Genomic DNA, 17,235 nt, shown 5'->3' with positions numbered 1-17,235 from the left:
TACTACTGTCGGTAGTAGATAAAGGCCTGCGGCAAAAGGTCGCAGGACGTACCTTTTGAAGCGGGACTGAGGCGTCAGCCCACGACTCGGCCCCGGTCACGCCTGTTCAACGGGCACTGCATGGGAGAAGCCATGGACGCACTGGACGTATCTCGGTGGCAATTCGGAATCACGACCGTCTACCACTTCATTCTCGTCCCGCTCACGATCGGGCTCGCCCCGCTCATCGCGATCATGCAGACGATGTGGGTGATCACCAAAAAGGATCACTGGTATCGGCTCACCAAGTTCTTCGGCAAGTTCTTCCTCATCAACTTCGCACTCGGCGTCGCCACCGGCATCGTGCAGGAGTTCCAGTTCGGCATGAACTGGAGCGAGTACTCACGCTTCGTCGGTGACGTGTTCGGGGCGCCGCTGGCGCTGGAGGGCCTGGTCGCCTTCTTCCTCGAATCCACCTTCCTCGGCCTGTGGATCTTCGGCTGGGGACGGCTGCCGAAACTCGTTCACCTGGCGACGATCTGGTTGGTCGCGATCGGTGTCAACGCCTCCGCGTTCTTCATCATCGCCGCGAACTCGTTCATGCAGCACCCGGTGGGTGCTCGGTACAACGCGGAGCGCGGTCGCGCCGAGCTGACGAGCATCTGGGAACTGCTCACCAACAACACGGCCTTGGCGGCGTTCCCCCACGTGGTGGCGGGCGCGCTCCTCACCGCGGGCACGTTCGTCGCCGGTATCGGCGGCTGGTCGATGGTGCGCAGCATGCGCAGGGCAAAGGAGGCCACCGATCCGGCGGTCTCGGGTGAACACGAGAACACCGCCCGGACGATGTTCCGCCCGGTCACCATCCTCGCCCTGTGGGTGATGGTGGCCTCGGGTGTCGGCCTCGCGATCACCGGCGACATCCAGGCCAAGCTGATGTTCGAACAGCAGCCGATGAAGATGGCATCCGCGGAATCGTTGTGCCACACCGAGACCGGTGCCGATTTCTCCATCCTGACGGTCGGAACGCAGAACAACTGCGAGAACATCACCCAGCTCATCAGCATCCCCGGGCTCACCTCGTTCCTGGCGAACGGCGACCCCAACTCCACCCTCCAGGGCGTCACCGAACTCCAGGCCCAGTACGAGGAGCAGTTCGGACCGGGCAACTACAAGCCCAACCTGTTCGTCACCTACTGGACCTTCCGCGCGATGATCGGCTGGGCGGCCGGCTCGGCCATCCTCGCGGTGGTCGGGCTGTGGATGACCCGCGGCGGCCGGGTCCCGGACAAAAAGTGGTTCGGGTGGCTGTCCCTCCTGGCCATCCCCACGCCGTTCCTCGGCAACAGCGCCGGATGGGTGTTCACCGAGATGGGCCGCCAGCCCTGGGTGGTGCACCCGAATCCGACCGGGGTGGACCAGATCCGGCTGACCGTGGATCAGGGCGTGTCGGACCATCCGACCGGTCTCGTGGTCTTCTCGCTGATCGTCTTCACCCTCCTCTATGCCGCGCTCGGCGTGGTGTGGTTCATGCTGATCCGCCGCTATGCGATCGCAGGCCCGTCCGACCACGACAAGCATCCGCCAGGTGACGAAGAAGAGCCCGAGGAACCGGGCGAGCCCAAACAACTGTCGTTCGCGTACTGAGGCGGGAGAAGACCATGGGACTTCAGGAATTCTGGTTCATCCTCATCGCGGTGCTCTTCGTCGGCTACTTCGTCCTCGAGGGCTTCGACTTCGGTGTCGGCATGCTGTTCCCGGTGCTCGGCCGCACAGACACCCGCCGACGGGTCATGCTCAACACCATCGGCCCGGTCTGGGACGGCAACGAGGTCTGGCTGATCACCGCGGGCGGTGCGTTGTTCGCGGCCTTCCCGGACTGGTACGCGACCCTGTTCTCGGGGTTCTACCTACCGCTGCTGTTGATTCTGGTCGCGCTGATCCTGCGCATCTGCGCGATCGAGTGGCGCGGCAAGATCGACGATCCGACCTGGCGAGCTCGCTGCGACATCGGCATCATGATCGGCTCGTGGGTGCCCGCCGTCCTCTGGGGCGTCGCGTTCGCGAACATCGTGCGCGGCGTGGCCATCGACGAGAACAAGAAGGTCGTCTCCGGCTTCTTCGACCTGCTCAACCCGTACGCGCTGCTCGGCGGCGCGACGACGGCCATCGTGTTCGCGCTGCACGGCGCGGTGTTCCTCGCACTCAAGACCTCCGGTGATGTTCGCGAGGACGCGGTGAAACTCGCTGCGCGACTGTCGATCCCGACGGTCGTGGTGGCCGGGGCGTTCGTGCTGTGGACGCAGCTGTCCTTCGGCAAGGGCTGGACATGGATCCTCGTCGCGGTGGCGGCCGCCGCCCTGGTCGGGGTGGTCGCGCTGACCGCCGCGGCACGGGAGGGCTGGGCCTTCGTGCTCACCACGGTCGCGGTCGTCGCCACGGTGGCGCTGCTCTTCGGCTCGCTCTACCCGAACCTGATGCCGTCCACCATCGACGAGGCATACAACCTGACGATCTACAACGCGTCGTCGAGCCCGTACACACTCAAGGTGATGACCTGGGCTGCGGTGTTCATGACGCCGGTGGTCATCGGTTACCAGGCCTGGACGTACTGGGTGTTCCGCCAGCGGATTTCGACCAAGCAGATCCCGCCGTCGATCGGTCTGCCCCTGAAGACGCGTTAGATGTCGCTCGACGCACCGGCCGCGCCCGCGGAGCACGCCCGCAGGCGCGGTCCGGTGGACCCCCGGCTCTGGCACTACTCGAGATCGGCCCGCGGCTACCTGCTGCTCACGGTGGCGCTGTCCCTGGTCACCGCGGGCACGGTCATCGTGTCGGCGCTGATGATCGGCACCGTGCTGGCCGGGGTGATCACCGACCCGGCCGCGCGGACGCCCGCCGCGTGGGGGACCGAGCTGGCGGTGCTGGCCGCCGCGGTCGCGGTGCGGACGGCGTCCACCTGGGCGCACTCCCGATACGCGCACCGTTCGGCGTCGAGGGTGATCGGGGAGCTCCGCGGCGAGGTGCTCGAGGCCGCCGCCGAACTGCCCCCGCGGAAGCTGGACCCGCGGCGCGGTGAGCTCGCCACCGTCCTCACCCGCGGGATCGAGGGCCTGCGCGCGTATCTCACCGGCTACCTGCCCGCCCTGATGCTGGCGGTCACCGTCACGCCGCTCACCCTGCTGGTGATCCTGTTCGCTGATCGGACCTCCGCGGTGATCATCGCGCTCACGTTGCCGCTGGTGCCGGTCTTCATGATCCTGATCGGGCTGCTGACCAAGGGCAAGGCGGCCGCCTCGCTGACCACGATGACCGCGTTGTCCGCGCAGCTGCTCGACCTGTTGGCGGGCCTGCCCACGCTGCGGGCGCTCGGTCGCGAACGGGGCCCGGCGGCACGGGTCCGGGCCCTCGGGGACGCGCACCGGCACACCACCATGTCGGCGCTGCGGATCGCGTTCCTGTCCGCGATGGTGCTCGAGCTGTTGGCCACGCTCTGCGTCGCGCTCGTCGCGGTGAGCATCGGCCTGCGACTCGTGTTCGGCGGCATGGAACTACGCGGAGGCGTGATCGCGCTGATCCTCGCCGCCGAGGTGTACCTGCCGTTGCGGATGGTCGGCGCGCAGTTCCACGCCGCCGAGGACGGGATGGCGGCCGCCGAGAAGGCCTTCGGGGTGCTGGACGACAGGGAACCGGTCGTCGCGGGGGACGGCGACCGCGCCGTGCCCCTCGGCCCGATCGTGCTGCGCGCGGTGGGGGTGCGGGCCCGCGGACAGTGGGCCCCGCGCGGCCTGGACGCGGTCCTGGAACCGGGCCGGGTCACCGTGCTCACCGGCGCCAACGGATCCGGCAAGTCCACCGTGTTGCACCTGATCCTCGGTCTCGCCGACCCCGACGAGGGGGAGGTGTCGGTCGGTGGGGTGCCCGTGCGCGCACTCGACGCCGAGCAGTGGTGGCGCGAGGTGGCGTGGCTGCCCCAACACCCGGTGCTGATCCCCGGCACCCTGCGCGAGAACCTGGAACTCACCGGTCCGGTGGCGAGCGATGCCGACGCCGTGGACAGGGCCTGCGCGGCAACGGGATTCGATTCGGTGCTGGCCGATCTCCCGGACGGCTGGCGGACGCGGGTGGGGGTTGGTGGCCTCGGCCTCTCGCTAGGGCAGCGGCAGCGGCTGGCGCTGACCCGCGTGCTGCTCTCCGATGCCACGGTGGTGCTTCTCGACGAGCCGACCGCGCACCTCGATCCCGCCACCGAGGCGACGGTGCTCCGGTCGGTGTGCGGTCTCGCCGCCCGCGGCCGCACCGTGGTGATGGTCGGGCACCGGGACACGGTGCTCCGGGCCGGCGACGAGGTGGTGCTCGTCGAGGCCGCCGACGGTGCGGACCTGGACTCGGAGGTGCCGGCATGAGCCGCGATCCGCTCCTGCGTGCCCTCCGACTGCTGGAACTGCGGCCGGGCCGGGTCCTGTCCGCGGTCGCGGCCGGGGTCGCCACCCTCGGCAGCGCGCTCGCCCTTGCCGCGTTGTCAGCCTGGCTGATCACCAGGGCCTGGCAGATGCCGCCGGTGCTGGATCTCTCGGTCGCGGTGGTCTCGGTTCGCGCCCTTGGCATCTCGCGGGGTGTGTTCCGCTACCTGGAACGGCTCGCCACCCACGACGCCGCGCTGCGCGGCACCACCGCGGCCCGCGAACGGATCTACCGCCGGCTCTCCACCGGAGACCCCGCCGCCCCTGCCGGACTGCGCCGTGGGGACCTGCTCGCGCGCACCGGGGCGGACGTCGACGCGCTCGGCGACGTGGTGGTCCGGGCGCTTATCCCGATGGCCGTCGCCGCGATTCTGGCCGTCGCGGCGACCGTCGGGCTCGCGCTGATCTCGCCCGCCGCGGCGCTGGTGCTGGCCGCCGCGCTCGTGGTCTCGGGGGTGCTCGCGCCGGTGCTGTCCGCACGGGCCGCGCGGATGGCGGAGGCGGACGGCGCCGTCGCGTCGGCGCGCTTCAGTGAGACCGCGGTGCTGGCCCTCGATCACGCCGCCGAACTCCGCGTCGCGGGCAGGCTCGGCGAGACGGTCCGGGCGGCCAACGACTGGGAGGCCCGCGCGATCCGCGCCACCGACCGGTCCGCGGTCCCGTCCGCCTTCGCCGCGGCCGCGACACCGCTCGCGATCGGGGCGAGCGTGCTGGGGTCGCTGCTGATCGGTATCTCGCTGTACGGCCCCGACGGCGGGGCCCCCGGCGAGATGACCCCGATGGCGTTGGCGATCCTGGTGTTGGTGCCGCTCGCCGCGTTCGAGGGCACGGCCGCGTTGCCCGCGGCGGCGGTCGCGCTGACCAGGGCGAGGCTTGCGTCGGTGCGCATCGTGGACCTGCTCGACCGGTCGGGGGATCCGGTGCCGACCGGGGGTGTGCCGGTGGAGGGGCCGGTGCACCTGCGCACCGAGAACCTGCGCTGCGGGTGGCCGGGCGGCGCTGTGACCGAGCCGCTGGACCTGCACCTGGCACCGGGCGCCCGGGTCGTGATCGTCGGACCAAGCGGCGCGGGCAAGACCACCCTGCTGATGACGCTGGCGGGGCTGCTCGCCCCCGTTGCCGGGGCGCTGACGGTGAACGGGACGCCGGCCGGATCGGTGGACGCAGACTCGCTGCGTCGCACGGTGGGGTTCTTCGCCGAGGACGCCCACCTGTTCGACACCTCGTTGCTGGAGAACCTGCGCGTTGCGGACGGGGAGCTGGACGAGGAGGGCGCGCGGGCGCTGCTCGAGAAGGTCGGGCTGGGGGACTGGGTGTCGGGGCTCCCGGACGGCGTGCACACCTCGCTGGCATCGGGCGGCCGGTCGGTGTCCGGTGGCCAGCGTCGACGTCTGCTGCTGGCCCGGGCCATCGCCTCGCCCGCGCGGGTGCTGCTGCTGGACGAGCCGACCGAGCACCTCGATGCGGAGGCGGGCGCGGCGCTGCTGCGGGGCCTGCTCGATCGCGACGGCACGCTGGTGGCGCCGGGCCGGACGGTCGTGTTGGTGACCCATCAACTGCCCACGGGTACCGCTACCGACCAGGTGCTGGCGGTGCGGCGCAACGAAACGCACGTGTCGGGCCGACGTTCCCTGGCATAGTGGCCACGCGACCGTGTCGATGATCAGGGGGGATCTATGGGATTGTCTGCTCGCGGACTTGTCGGTGGTGTGGTCTTAGCGCTCGCATCCGGACTGGTTGCGGCGTTGGTGGGGGGCGGGACGGCAGGGGCGATCCCGGTCTACCCTGTGGCCGATCCGGATCCCTTCTTCAGCGCACCCCCGGACCTCGCGGAGCGCGCCCCCGGTGACGTGCTCAAGGTCCGGCAGATGCCGCCCAACCTGTACTTTCCCGGGAGCCAGGTCTGGGAGGTGCTCTTCCGCACGAAGGACTCTGAGGGGCTTCCGATGGCGGCGAACACCACCTACCTGCTGCCACCGAACCACGTCCCGGACGGTCCGCTGGTGTCGTACCAGCACATCATCAACGCGCTCGGGAACAAGTGCAAGATCGCGACCGAGCTCTACACGACCGACCCCTTCACCCAGATCCGGGAGGCACCCGGCCTGAACATCGCGCTCGCGCGTGGCTGGGCGGTCGCCCTTCCCGATCACCTCGGGCCGAGGATGGCCTACGGTGCCGCGAAGCTCGGCGGCCAGATCACCCTCGACGGTCTGAAGGCAGTGCGGAAGATCCCCGAGTTCCAGGCGGCGAACAGCCCGATCGGTCTCGCCGGCTACTCCGGGGGCGGGATGGCCACCGGCTGGGCTGCCGCCCTGGCACCCACATACGCGCCCGAGCTGAACATCGTCGGCGCGGCCCAGGGCGGCGTCCCGATGAACATAGGAAAGATGGCCCAGGCGCTCGGTGCGAACCCGCACCCGGCGTTCGGCCTCGCGATGGCGGCCGCGCTGGGGCTCGAACGCGAGTACCCAGACCGGGTCGATGTCTCGGGCCAGCTCAACGACCAGGGCCGGTGGCTGCAGCAGATGATCCAGAACGGCTGCACCAACGAGATCATGTTCTGGGGCATCGGGCGCAGCGCGATGCAGGTGACGGACAACAAGGACTTCATGAACAATCCCTCCGCCTGGGTGGTGATGGACGAGAACAGTCTCGAGCTCTACCCAGGGGTCCCGGACTTCCCGATCTTCGAATGGCACAGCCCCACTGATGCTTTGATTCCGGTCGACTCCATCGACAACACCCTGCGGCGCTACTGCGCGGCAGGCACGCCGGTGGAGACGCTCCTGACCCCCACCCCGGACCACCTCTCCGCCGCGGCCCTGGGTCTGCCGCAGGCACTCGATTGGATCGACGGCCGGTTCCGCGGTGTGCCTGCCCCGTCCACGTGCTGACCTGCGCACGGACGGAGAATAATCCGTTGCGCACCCCCGGGGCCGGGCGTACCTTCGTCCGTACACGAGGAAGGAGGTGGTCTGAAGTTGAAGAACTACAGGACGCGTGAGGTGGCTGTCAGCTAGCCGCTACCGCTGACGGTGGGGTTCCATCAACCGCGCACTGCGGCTGGCGAATCCCAGGCAGCTACCCGGCCCCCGAGTCCCCGGTCGAGTCCCGACCGGGATCCGTGCGACAAACGTCCGCGCACGGGTACGGCTCGGGGGTCGTTCTGCGCTCCGCGCCCGTGCGCGCGTCTCACCCCGATTGGGGTATAAAGCGCGCACAGTTCGGGCAGGGATTTGCACCCCGCCACCCGCCGCGCTCGAGGAGAGCGCGTACCTCGGCCGCCACCTGACACGGCTCCTCGTTCACCTCCTCCCATCCGAAGACCAGTTGGTCCCGGCCGGCCAGGGAGGCCGCGTTCGAACGGCGACGATCGCGTCGGCGCACCTTCCGCGACGAATGCCACCTGTGTCCGTCCAGACGCACGACGAGAACCGCCGCCGACCCGGTGTACGTGACGTCCTCGTAGAGCGTCACGCCGTCGACCGTCACCGGGCCCTGCCGCACTGCGTCCGGGAGTCCGTGCGCTCGTTCGACATCGACTGCGTAGTGGAATTCGAGTACCGACTGGATCCCGTTCGCAAGCATCGAGCATGCGTCGGCGATGGCCCGGTTGTACCGTCGCGGTTTGCGGTCGACGATCCGTGATTGGAGCCGGGACAGTCGGATTCCGCCGTTGGTGACGCTCGCGACCACCGATCCGTAGGCGAGTCGGGCAGTCGGCTGATCGACGGCGAGGTCGATCGCGGTGTCCGGCGGCGAGGTCCGTGGCGGTTCCGTTTCGACACCGATGCGGGAGAAGGCGCGGGAGCGATGCACGATCACCCCGGGATGCAGCAACTCGCCGATCGACGGGACGGGTTCGTGGGCGCGCGGTGGCCTGCGGATTGCCGTCGCATACTGGTTCACGGCGGACGAGCCGTACGGCACCGTGATATGTACCGGTCCGCCGCGCGCCAGTGGTAGCAGTCCCCACTCCTCCGCCGCGGTGTCGTGGCTGAGCATCGCGACGCCGCCATAGAGCAGCGCCGCGCGTAGGAGCATGGGGCGGCTCAAGGGTCCCGTCGTGACGGCGTAGACGCCGTGCAGCGGACGCTGCCACTGGCCGGATTCGAGAAGGTACTGGACATGCTTACGCGTGTAGCCCGACCGGTGTGCTTGTGCGGCCGATAGGAGGCCGTCCTGCGACCCGAGCAGCTGCTCCAGTGATTCGAGATCTGTGGCGTTGGACATAGGCCGGACGTTGTCGGCCGGCACCGACCGTCAACGTCACGACAGCCGCAGCACCGTCACTGCCTGTGGATGATTCCGGGCCTGTTGGTAACGCGAGAACCGTGCGTGGTTCTTACCCCGACTGGGGTGCAACACGCGCACGGGCGGCGCAGCCGCTGCTAACCGATGTAGCGGGCGAGGCGGGCCGAGAGGTGTGGCTTCAGCGGACCGTCGGCGAGGATGCGCTCCTCGACGTAGGCGAGGTCGCCGCCCTCGACGATCCCGTACAGGCGCTTGGCGCCGCCGACCACGGCACCCTGCTTGCTGCGGATGACCACGTCGGTGGCGAGCTCCCAGCTGGACTGGGTCAGCGCCCGGCCGTAGTACAGCTCGACGACCCCGGAGCTGTGCGTGAGCAGCAGCTCGACGGTCTCCTCGTCGATGCTCCCCGGGATGCCGTCTCCCGCGACGCGCCAGTACCCGCTCTCACGCAGGTCCGGCCGGACATACTCGCCGTCGGAGTCGAGGACCCAGGTCTGTGATTCCCAGTGCAGGTAGTTGCCGCCGTTGTGCGAGACCACGATCTGCTGGCCGAAGCGGTACTCGCCGTCGGCAGGGTTATTGGCCTCGCCCTCGCCGCGCCAGACGCCGACCAGGGGGAGCAGCGCGAGCATGCCCGGGTTCAGGTCGGGGCCGAGCCGCAGGTTGGCGGTGTCCTCGGGGATGGGGAGATCGGGCAACACCGGGATGTTGCGTGCGCTGGTTTCCTTTGCGCGCTCCTCGGCGGCGGCCACGGCACGATCGCCGCTGCCGCGCTGCACGGACACTGCATCAGACGGTGCGCCCTCGCCCGATTGGGCCTGCGCATCGTCGTCCGGACCGGACGTCTGGCTCACGACTCGTCGGTCACCAGGCGGTACACGACATACAGCGAGAACCAAGCAATCAGCACGGAGGCGAAGGCGAGTAGAACCTCGAAGAAGATGACCACGGCATCAGTGTAAACCGCTGCGTCGCAGCCGCATGCCGTGGGTGCCGACTGCACCGGAAACGCCGAAGCGGCCCCGCTCCCTGGTGGGGGAGCGGGGCCGCGGGGTCGAACTGTGCGCGCTTTTCACCCTGGTTGGGGTGAGACTCGCGCACGGGCGCCGGAGGCGCTACTTCGAGACGGTGATGTCCACGTTGTGGACGCCGTTGCCCTCGGGGGTGACGGTCGTGTCGCCGTTGCCGGTGCTGGACAGCGCACGCACGGTCCAGGTGCCGGGGGCGGCGAAGAACCGGAAGTCGCCGGTGCCCGAGGCCACGACCTCGGCGGTGAACTCGCCGGTGCCGTCCAGCAGACGGACGAACGCGCCGCCGACCGGCTGGCCGTCAGCAGCCAGCACGCGGCCGGTGATGACGGTTTCCTTCTCGACGTCCACGCCCGCGGGCAGGGTCTGACCCTGAACAGGTGCTCCACACATAACTAGGCTCCCAACTCGATCGGTGCACCCACGAGGGAGCCGTACTCAACCCAGCTGCCGTCGTAGTTCTTGACATTGTTCTTGCCGAGGATCTCCTGCAGCACGAACCAGGTGTGGCTCGAGCGCTCGCCGATGCGGCAGTAGGCGATCGTTTCCTTGCTCTCGTCGAAGCCCTTCTCGGCGTAGAGCTTCGTCAGGTCCTCGTCGGACTTGAAGGTGCCGTCCTCGTTGGCGGTGGTGCTCCACGGGATGTTGATGGCGCCGGGGACGTGGCCACGCTGCTGCGCCTGCTCCTGCGGGAGGTGCGCCGGCGCGAGGATCTTGCCGGAGAACTCGTCGGGGGACCGCACGTCGACCAGGTTCTTGCTGCCGATGGCGTTGATGACCTCGTCGCGGAAGGCGCGGATGGAGGTGTCCGGCTCGCCGGCCTGGTAGGTGGTGGCCGGGCGGACGACCTCGTCCTTCGACAGCGGGCGACCGTCGAGCTCCCACTTCTTGCGGCCACCGTCGATCAGCTTGATGTCCTGGTGGCCGTACAGCTTGAAGTACCAGTACGCGTACGCGGCGAACCAGTTGTTGTTGCCGCCGTAGAGCACGACGGTGTCGTCGTTGGCGATGCCCTTGGCGGACAGCAGTGCGGAGAACTGCTCGCGGTTGAGGAAGTCACGACGGACGCCGTCCTGCAGGTCCTTGCGCCAGTCGAGCCGGACAGCACCCTCGATGTGGCCGCCGTCGTAGGCCGAGGTGTCTTCGTCGACCTCGACGAAGACCGTCTTCGGTGCGTTGAGGTTCTGCTCGGCCCAGTCGGCAGAGACCAGGACGTCGGAGCGAGCCATGGTTTTCCTTTCGATACTTCTTGCGGGGTATGTGGGGGTGGTGCGGCCGAGGCCGGTTGGATTGCGCGGCTACGCCGCGGTGATCGATGTCGACCTGCGGAAGCGGGCCACGAGCGGGTAGATCTGGCAGCCGAGGCAGAACGCGAAGGCCGCGTTCAGCAGTGCGGCGAAGAGGGCGAACCCGGTGGCCACGGTGCCGACGACCGTGAGGCCGGTGAGGAAGCCCGCCACGCCGACGACGGCGAAGACGAGGCCGACGAGCTGGGCGAACCGCAGCGGGGCGACCGGCTCGCGTTCGGTGGTCGGGGACAGCCGCGGCGCGACGAACCGGGCGAACACCTGGCCGTACGGGCTGTTGCGGGGGCCACGGGCCGCGCCGAGTCCGAAGACCACGGCCTGCGCCGCGAGCAGCAGACCGGCCGCGACCAGGGAGAACGTCGACAGCACGAGCACGGCCACGAGGACACCGGTGGTGATCCAGGCCGCGAACCGCGGACCGCGGACGTCGACCTGGTCGGCACTACCGGTGCGGGACCGGGAGGTGGTGGAGGTGGACATGGGAGAGAACTCCTGCGCTTGAAACGGATGCCTTGACGTGCGGAGATGAACCGCGGGTATTCCGGATTGCGATCACGGCGCGGTGCTCAGGCAGGAGATGCCGGATGAGCGGAGAACGTCAGCCGTGGAATCAGCAGCAGGTACAGCAACAACCGCCGAGGCGGCACAGATCAACTGTGCGGCGTCGGGTGAGCATGAGCTCCTGGCTGGTTTGCACGAGAGGCAGCTTACCCGTTTTCGGGCGGGTGTGAATCCCCGGGCCCGCACAGGGGGAGCAGCGCGGCCCGCAGGTCGGCGGCGGTCGGAACCCCGGACACCCGGTACCGCTGCACGCCCGCGGCGTCGAAGATGAACGTGGTCGGCAGCGACAGGACGCCGAGTTCGGCTGCGAGCGCGGGGTTCTCGTCGATGTCGACCTCGATCTCCACGGCCCGCGTCGACGCCGGGTCGAGTTCCCCGTCGAGCGTCTCGAGCACCTGGCCGATCACCCGGCGGACGGCCGCACAGGGCCCGCACCAGTCGGCGGAGAAATGCAGGACGGCCGGGCCCGCGCCCGCCACCCCGGCCTCCGCGAGCAGGGCGCGGCGGGTGTCGGAGCCGGAATCGGACGGTGCGGTGGCCCGCACGGCGCCCGACCGGGCCCGCAGCACCAGCCCCGCCGCCGCGGCAGCGACGAGGACGAGCGCGAGGACGAGCAGACCGGTCATGGTGTCTGCAGATCGTCGAGGTTGATCACCACGTTCTCGCCGGAGCCCTCGATCACGACCTGCGAGCCCTCCGCGTAGACCTTGGTCGGCAGCACGCCGAAGGGCAGCTGCTGGGCCTCGACGGTGCGGGTGAACAGCCCGAGCACGGCGGGTTTGAACGGTCCGGGGACGGTGAAGTCCGCATTGCCCTCGGGGCCGAAGTAGAGGTCGGTGGCGACGATCTTGACGTCCTCGCCGTCGAGGAGGAGGTCGGCCTGCACGCTGACGGCCGCCGACAGCGGACCGATCGGAACCGTGCCGGTCAGCACCACGCCGCCGGAGGTGGTCATCCCGGAACCTCCGGATCCGCCGGTGCCGTCGGACTTGTCCGCGGGCGGCGCGGACACCTGGAGGTCGGGGATCCCGAGGAACTGGCCAAGAGCGGTGGCGTCGATCAGGATCCGGCCGTCGAGCTGGTCGACGGGGACCGTCTTGACGGTGCCGTTCACCAGGTCGGATGCGGGGATGTTGACCCCGCGCAGGTTCGCCTCGACGGTGACCTCGCCGAGGACCTGGCTGTCGACGCCCCGCGCACGGATCTCGACGTTCTCGTATTTGCCGTCCACTGCCTGGGTGAGGAAGGGGAAGCCGCCGATGGTCACGTCGGGGTCCGAATTGAGCTCACCGCCCTCGCGCAGGCTCCGTGAGACCCGATACTCGGAGTAGGCGGCCGCGCCGAAGTCGACGACCACCGCGAGCGCCAACAACAACACGAGGCTGAGAATCAGTTTCCGCACCGCACCATTGTTGCTGACCCGAACGGGGCTGTGTGGGGTGCCCACCGGGCGCGGCACGTTAGTCTGTTCGAGTATCGCGTCACTGTCGGCCGTGCCCGGGCACATGAAACGGCGAGAAGGGGAGGCCGCGTGGAGCTGCTCCTGCTGACCTCGGACCCACACCCTGAGTCGGTGCTGCCTTCACTTGCGCTCCTGGCACATACCGTGCGACCGGCCCCGACGGAGGTCGCCTCGCTGCTCGAGGCCGGATCCGCCGACATCGCGCTGGTCGATGCCCGGACCGATCTGGCCGCCGCGCGCGGCCTGTGCCGGCTGCTCGGCAGCACCGGATCCGCGGTTCCCGTCGTCGCGGTCCTCACCGAGGGCGGCCTGGTCGCGGTGAACGCCGACTGGGGTCTCGACGACATCCTGCTGCCCGGCACCGGGCCCGCCGAGCTCGACGCCCGGCTGCGGCTCCTGGTGGGGCGCAGCGGCGGCGTCGCCAGCGCGGAGAGCTCCGGCAAGATCACACTCGGCGAGTTGGTCATCGACGAGGGCACCTACACGGCCCGGCTCCGCGGTCGCCCGCTCGACCTCACCTACAAGGAGTTCGAGCTCCTCAAGTACCTCGCGCAGCACGCGGGCCGGGTGTTCACCCGCGCACAGCTGCTGCAGGAGGTCTGGGGTTACGACTTCTTCGGCGGCACCCGCACGGTGGACGTGCACGTCCGACGGCTCCGCGCCAAGCTCGGCCCCGAATACGAGGCCCTCATCGGTACGGTGCGCAACGTCGGCTACAAGGCCGTCCGGCCCAGCCGCAAGTCCGGCGCCGCGCCGCAGCCCGTCGACGACGGTGGCGATGACGACGGCGGCGCGGTCGACGATTCGGAGCTGACCCCGGCGAACGGGACGGTCCTGTAGATGCCAGAGGCGGCCAGGAGCTGGTTCTATCTGCTCGACGAGGACCAGGTCGCGCAGGTGCACGGTGTGCTGGACCGGGCGCTCGCGGCCGACGGGACCGCGCCGCTCTCCGAGCAGGCCGTGCACCACGTCGTGGGTAAATCGGAGTCGTCGCGGCATCTGCTGTGGACGCTCGACGATTCGATCGTCGGTTACGCGAGCCTCGAGCCGCCGCACGGAGAGCATCCGGCGATGGTGGAGGTCGCCGTCGACCCGGCGCATCGGGGTATCGGGATCGGTCGTGGCCTGGTCAGGGAGGCCCTGGCACAGGGCGGCGAGGGCACCCGGTTCTGGGCCCACGGAGACCTGCCCGCCGCCCGTGCCGTCGCCGCGCACCTCGGTCTGAGTCCCGTCCGCGAGCTGCTGCAGCTGCGCAGGCCGTTGGACCGGCCGGAGTTGCCGGACGTCGCGGTGCCCGACGGCGTGATCCTGCGGACCTATGCGGGGGCGGAGGACGACGCCGAGTTGCTGCGCGTCAACGCCGCGGCCTTCGACTGGCATCCCGAGCAGGGGTCCTGGACCGAACGGGAGATCGCCGAGCGCCGCGCCGAATCCTGGTTCGACCCCGAGGGTCTGTTCATCGCGGCCGATGCGGGGACCGGCGCCGTCCTGGGATTCCACTGGACCAAGGTGCACCCGGCGACGTCCGAATCGGGCGAACTCGGCGAGGTGTACGTGGTGGCGGTCGACCCGGCGGCGCAGGGCAGGGGCCTCGGCCGGCTGCTCACCGTCGCGGGTCTCCGGTATCTGCGCGATCGTGGGCTGGGGACCGTGCTGCTGTACACCGAGGCGGACAACGTCGCCGCCCTGCACACCTACGAACGGCTCGGATTCGAGCGGTTCCACGTGGATGTCGCCTACGCCTGAGGGCCTGTTCGCCGTGGCCAAGGGTGAGATCCGCCTCACCCGGTCATGAGTTCACCCTCCGTTCACCATTCTGGGACGCTCTGTCCACCACCTGCCCCTACCTTTCTCGTTGGGCGGCGCCGTGCTGCCTGGTGCAGCGCTGATGCGGACTGCGCCACGGAACACCGCCCGACACGGGCGTGAAGTTGAGCCTCCCGGAGGAAATAGCGTGAACCTCAAGCGCAGTGCTGCGATGTTCGGTGTGCTGGCCGCAGGTGCCATGGCCCTGACCGCGTGCGGCAGCGACGACAACTCCGCCTCGGGCACGACGGTGGACACCTCCGCCTCGAACGCCGCCTGCGAGGGCAAGGACACGCTGTCCGCGGCCGGTTCCTCCGCGCAGAAGAACGCGATGGACGCCTTCACCTCCACGTACATCGCGGTGTGCAAGGACAAGGGCAAGACCGTCAACGTCGCCTACAACCCCAGCGGTTCGGGTGACGGGCGCACCCAGTTCATCGCCAAGCAGATCGACTTCGCCGGCTCCGACTCCGCCATCAAGGCCGAGCAGGCCGCCGCGGCCAAGGAGCGTTGCGCGGGCAACGACGCCTGGAACCTGCCGCTGGTCTTCGGTCCGGTCGCCCTCGCCTACAACATCGACGGCGTCGACAACCTGACGCTCAACGGCGAGGTCATCGCGAAGATCTTCAACGGTGGCATCAAGAAGTGGAACGACCCGGCCATCGCCGCGCTCAACAGCGGTGCCACCCTCCCGGACCAGGACATCACCGTGATCGTCCGCTCCGACTCCTCGGGCACCACCGACAACTTCCAGCAGTACCTGACCACCGCCTCGAAGGGCGCGTGGACCCAGGGCGCAGGCTCCGACTTCGTCGGCGGCATCGGTGAGGGTGCGAAGGGTTCGGCAGGCGTCGCGCAGGCCGTCGCAGGCGCGCCCGGCTCGATCACCTACGTCGAGAAGTCCTTCGCGGACCAGAACAAGCTCAAGGCAGCCCAGATCGACAGCGGCGCGGGCGCGGTTGCGCTGACCGAGGACTCGGCCGCCAAGGCCATCAGCGGCGCCGCCTTCAAGACCGAGGGCGTCGGCGACCTCACGCTGGACCTGAAGTCGATCTACGGCACCACCGAGGCCGGCGCGTACCCGCTGGTCCTGGCGACCTACGAGATCGTGTGCTCCAAGGGCTACGACGCCGACACCTCCGCGGCCGTCAAGTCGTTCCTGACCAGCGCGGCCAACGAGGGCCAGGCCGAGCTGTCCGCGCAGGGCTACGTGCCGCTGCCCGCCACGGTCAAGGACAAGCTGAACGCGTCCATCTCGGCCATCGGCTGAGTCTTCCGACCGGTCCAGGCTCTATATTCGACGAAGAAGATTGCGAGCGCAGATGAGCGACGCGCCCACCCAATCGGCACCTCGCACCCCCGACCCCGGTGACGCCGGGGCGGGGGTGGGGGGTCCGCTCGGAACACCGGAGGCACCGATCACTCCAACAACCGCAGCCCCGTCCAAGACGGTGACGCGCCCGGGTGACCGGGTCTTCACCTCGATGGCGACCGGCTCGGCCGTGTTCATCTCGGTGCTGATCGGCGCGATCGGTGCGTTCCTGGTGTGGCGGGCGGTGCCCGCACTCGCCCGCAACGAGGTCAACTTCCTCACCAGTTCCGAGTGGGTCACGCAGGACATCAACAACATGGCGTTCGGTGTCCTTGACCTGTTCCAGGTCACCGTGCTGGTGTCGTTGTTCGCCCTGGTGCTGGCCATGCCGGTGGCGCTCGGCATCGCGATCTTCCTCACCGAGTACTCGCCGAAGCGGCTCGCGCGGCCGCTGGCGTACGTGATCGACCTGCTGGCCGCCGTGCCGTCCATCGTGTACGGCCTGTGGGGCCTGCTGATCTTCGCCCCCGCCATCAAGCCGCTGGCCGTCTGGCTCAACGAGAACCTGTCCTGGATCCCGTTGTTCGCCACCGGCTCCGGCTCGATCGCGGGCGGCGGCACGATCTTCACCGCGGGCATCGTGCTCGCGGTGATGATCCTGCCGATCATCACCGCGGTCACCCGCGAGGTCTTCGTGCAGACCCCGACCTCCCAGATCGAGGCGGCGCTGGCGCTCGGCGCCACCAAGTGGGAGGTCGTCAAGACCACCGTCATCCCGTTCGGAAAGTCCGGCTACATCAGCGGTTCCATGCTCGGCCTCGGCCGGGCGCTCGGCGAGACGATGGCGCTCTACATGATCCTGCGCACCACCTCGAAGGCGTTCGGATGGTCGCTGTTCGACAGCGGCTCCACGATCGCCTCGAAGATCGCGCTCGGTTACGCCGAGTTCAACAACGAGATCCAGGCCGGCGCCTACATCGCGGTCGGACTGGTGCTGTTCATCCTGACCTTCGTGGTCAACGCAGCGGCCCGCGCCGCGATCGCCGGAAAGAGGGCCTGA

At 69.2% G+C, this 17,235-nt stretch carries 16 protein-coding genes; 9 read left to right on the top strand and 7 right to left on the bottom strand.

What is annotated here, in order from left to right; genetic code table 11:
• Positions 1-132: 132 nt before the first annotated feature.
• From JOE46_RS13630 to JOE46_RS13610, 5 genes are read left to right on the top strand one after another with little or no spacing between them, the layout of a single operon-like run.
• A complete protein-coding gene (locus tag JOE46_RS13630; protein ID WP_097211962.1) occupies positions 133-1,626 on the top strand; it encodes a cytochrome ubiquinol oxidase subunit I in 1,494 nt (497 codons plus the stop codon).
• A 14-nt stretch (positions 1,627-1,640) separates the two neighbouring features.
• Entirely contained in the window at positions 1,641-2,663 is a 1,023-nt protein-coding gene (gene cydB, locus JOE46_RS13625; RefSeq protein ID WP_209927554.1) for a cytochrome d ubiquinol oxidase subunit II, read from the top strand.
• Entirely contained in the window at positions 2,664-4,385 is a 1,722-nt protein-coding gene (cydD, locus tag JOE46_RS13620) for a thiol reductant ABC exporter subunit CydD (RefSeq protein WP_097211964.1), read from the top strand.
• Positions 4,382-6,082, top strand: a complete 1,701-nt coding sequence (gene cydC / locus JOE46_RS13615; RefSeq protein ID WP_209927551.1) for a thiol reductant ABC exporter subunit CydC — start codon at positions 4,382-4,384, stop codon at positions 6,080-6,082. Before cydD ends, cydC begins: the two co-directional genes overlap by 4 nt.
• A gap of 36 nt (positions 6,083-6,118) precedes the next feature.
• Positions 6,119-7,339, top strand: a complete 1,221-nt coding sequence (locus JOE46_RS13610; RefSeq protein ID WP_097211966.1) for a lipase family protein — start codon at positions 6,119-6,121, stop codon at positions 7,337-7,339.
• Positions 7,340-7,637: 298 nt separating this feature from the next.
• Here JOE46_RS13610 and JOE46_RS13605 read toward each other — a convergent pair whose 3' ends face one another.
• The 7 genes from JOE46_RS13605 to JOE46_RS13575 all read right to left on the bottom strand — a co-directional run bounded on the left by JOE46_RS13605 (position 7,638) and on the right by JOE46_RS13575 (position 12,997).
• On the bottom strand, positions 7,638-8,678 hold the full coding sequence (locus JOE46_RS13605) for a type IV toxin-antitoxin system AbiEi family antitoxin domain-containing protein (RefSeq protein ID WP_209927549.1): 1,041 nt from the start codon (positions 8,676-8,678) through the stop codon (positions 7,638-7,640).
• 158 nt (positions 8,679-8,836) lie between these two features.
• On the bottom strand, positions 8,837-9,478 hold the full coding sequence (locus tag JOE46_RS13600; protein WP_209929101.1) for an FABP family protein: 642 nt from the start codon (positions 9,476-9,478) through the stop codon (positions 8,837-8,839).
• 336 nt (positions 9,479-9,814) lie between these two features.
• Entirely contained in the window at positions 9,815-10,120 is a 306-nt protein-coding gene (locus JOE46_RS13595) for a DUF1416 domain-containing protein (protein WP_027503393.1), read from the bottom strand.
• 2 nt (positions 10,121-10,122) lie between these two features.
• Positions 10,123-10,956, bottom strand: coding sequence for a sulfurtransferase (locus JOE46_RS13590; RefSeq protein ID WP_077042806.1), 834 nt, complete (start codon positions 10,954-10,956; stop codon positions 10,123-10,125).
• A 69-nt stretch (positions 10,957-11,025) separates the two neighbouring features.
• Positions 11,026-11,514 carry a DUF4395 domain-containing protein gene (locus tag JOE46_RS13585; RefSeq protein WP_136910645.1) on the bottom strand — a complete coding sequence of 163 codons (489 nt, stop codon included), beginning with the start codon at positions 11,512-11,514 and terminating at the stop codon, positions 11,026-11,028.
• A 227-nt stretch (positions 11,515-11,741) separates the two neighbouring features.
• Complete coding sequence (locus JOE46_RS13580) at positions 11,742-12,221, bottom strand: co-chaperone YbbN (RefSeq protein WP_209927547.1); 480 nt, start codon at positions 12,219-12,221, stop codon at positions 11,742-11,744.
• Positions 12,218-12,997 (bottom strand): LmeA family phospholipid-binding protein, encoded by a 780-nt coding sequence (locus JOE46_RS13575; RefSeq protein ID WP_136910643.1) that lies wholly within the window; start codon positions 12,995-12,997, stop codon positions 12,218-12,220. The genes JOE46_RS13580 and JOE46_RS13575 overlap by 4 nt, the downstream gene beginning before the upstream one ends.
• A gap of 129 nt (positions 12,998-13,126) precedes the next feature.
• Between JOE46_RS13575 and JOE46_RS13570 the strand changes: the two genes are divergently transcribed.
• The 4 genes from JOE46_RS13570 (at position 13,127) to pstC (ending at position 17,235) form a co-directional block, all read left to right on the top strand.
• Positions 13,127-13,897 carry a response regulator transcription factor gene (locus JOE46_RS13570; RefSeq protein ID WP_097211970.1) on the top strand — a complete coding sequence of 257 codons (771 nt, stop codon included), beginning with the start codon at positions 13,127-13,129 and terminating at the stop codon, positions 13,895-13,897.
• Entirely contained in the window at positions 13,898-14,803 is a 906-nt protein-coding gene (mshD, locus tag JOE46_RS13565) for a mycothiol synthase (protein WP_097211971.1), read from the top strand.
• A gap of 208 nt (positions 14,804-15,011) precedes the next feature.
• On the top strand, positions 15,012-16,133 hold the full coding sequence (pstS, locus tag JOE46_RS13560) for a phosphate ABC transporter substrate-binding protein PstS (protein ID WP_097211972.1): 1,122 nt from the start codon (positions 15,012-15,014) through the stop codon (positions 16,131-16,133).
• Positions 16,134-16,185: 52 nt separating this feature from the next.
• Positions 16,186-17,235: a phosphate ABC transporter permease subunit PstC gene (pstC, locus tag JOE46_RS13555; protein ID WP_097211973.1), complete on the top strand. Its 1,050-nt coding sequence runs from the start codon at positions 16,186-16,188 to the stop codon at positions 17,233-17,235.

Source organism: Rhodococcus sp. PvR099, assembly GCF_017833315.1.
GTDB classification, from domain to species: Bacteria; Actinomycetota; Actinomycetes; order Mycobacteriales; family Mycobacteriaceae; genus Rhodococcus_G; species Rhodococcus_G oryzae.
The sequence above is the reverse complement of the archived record's forward strand: the minus strand, read 5'-3'. Positions and strand labels throughout refer to the sequence as shown.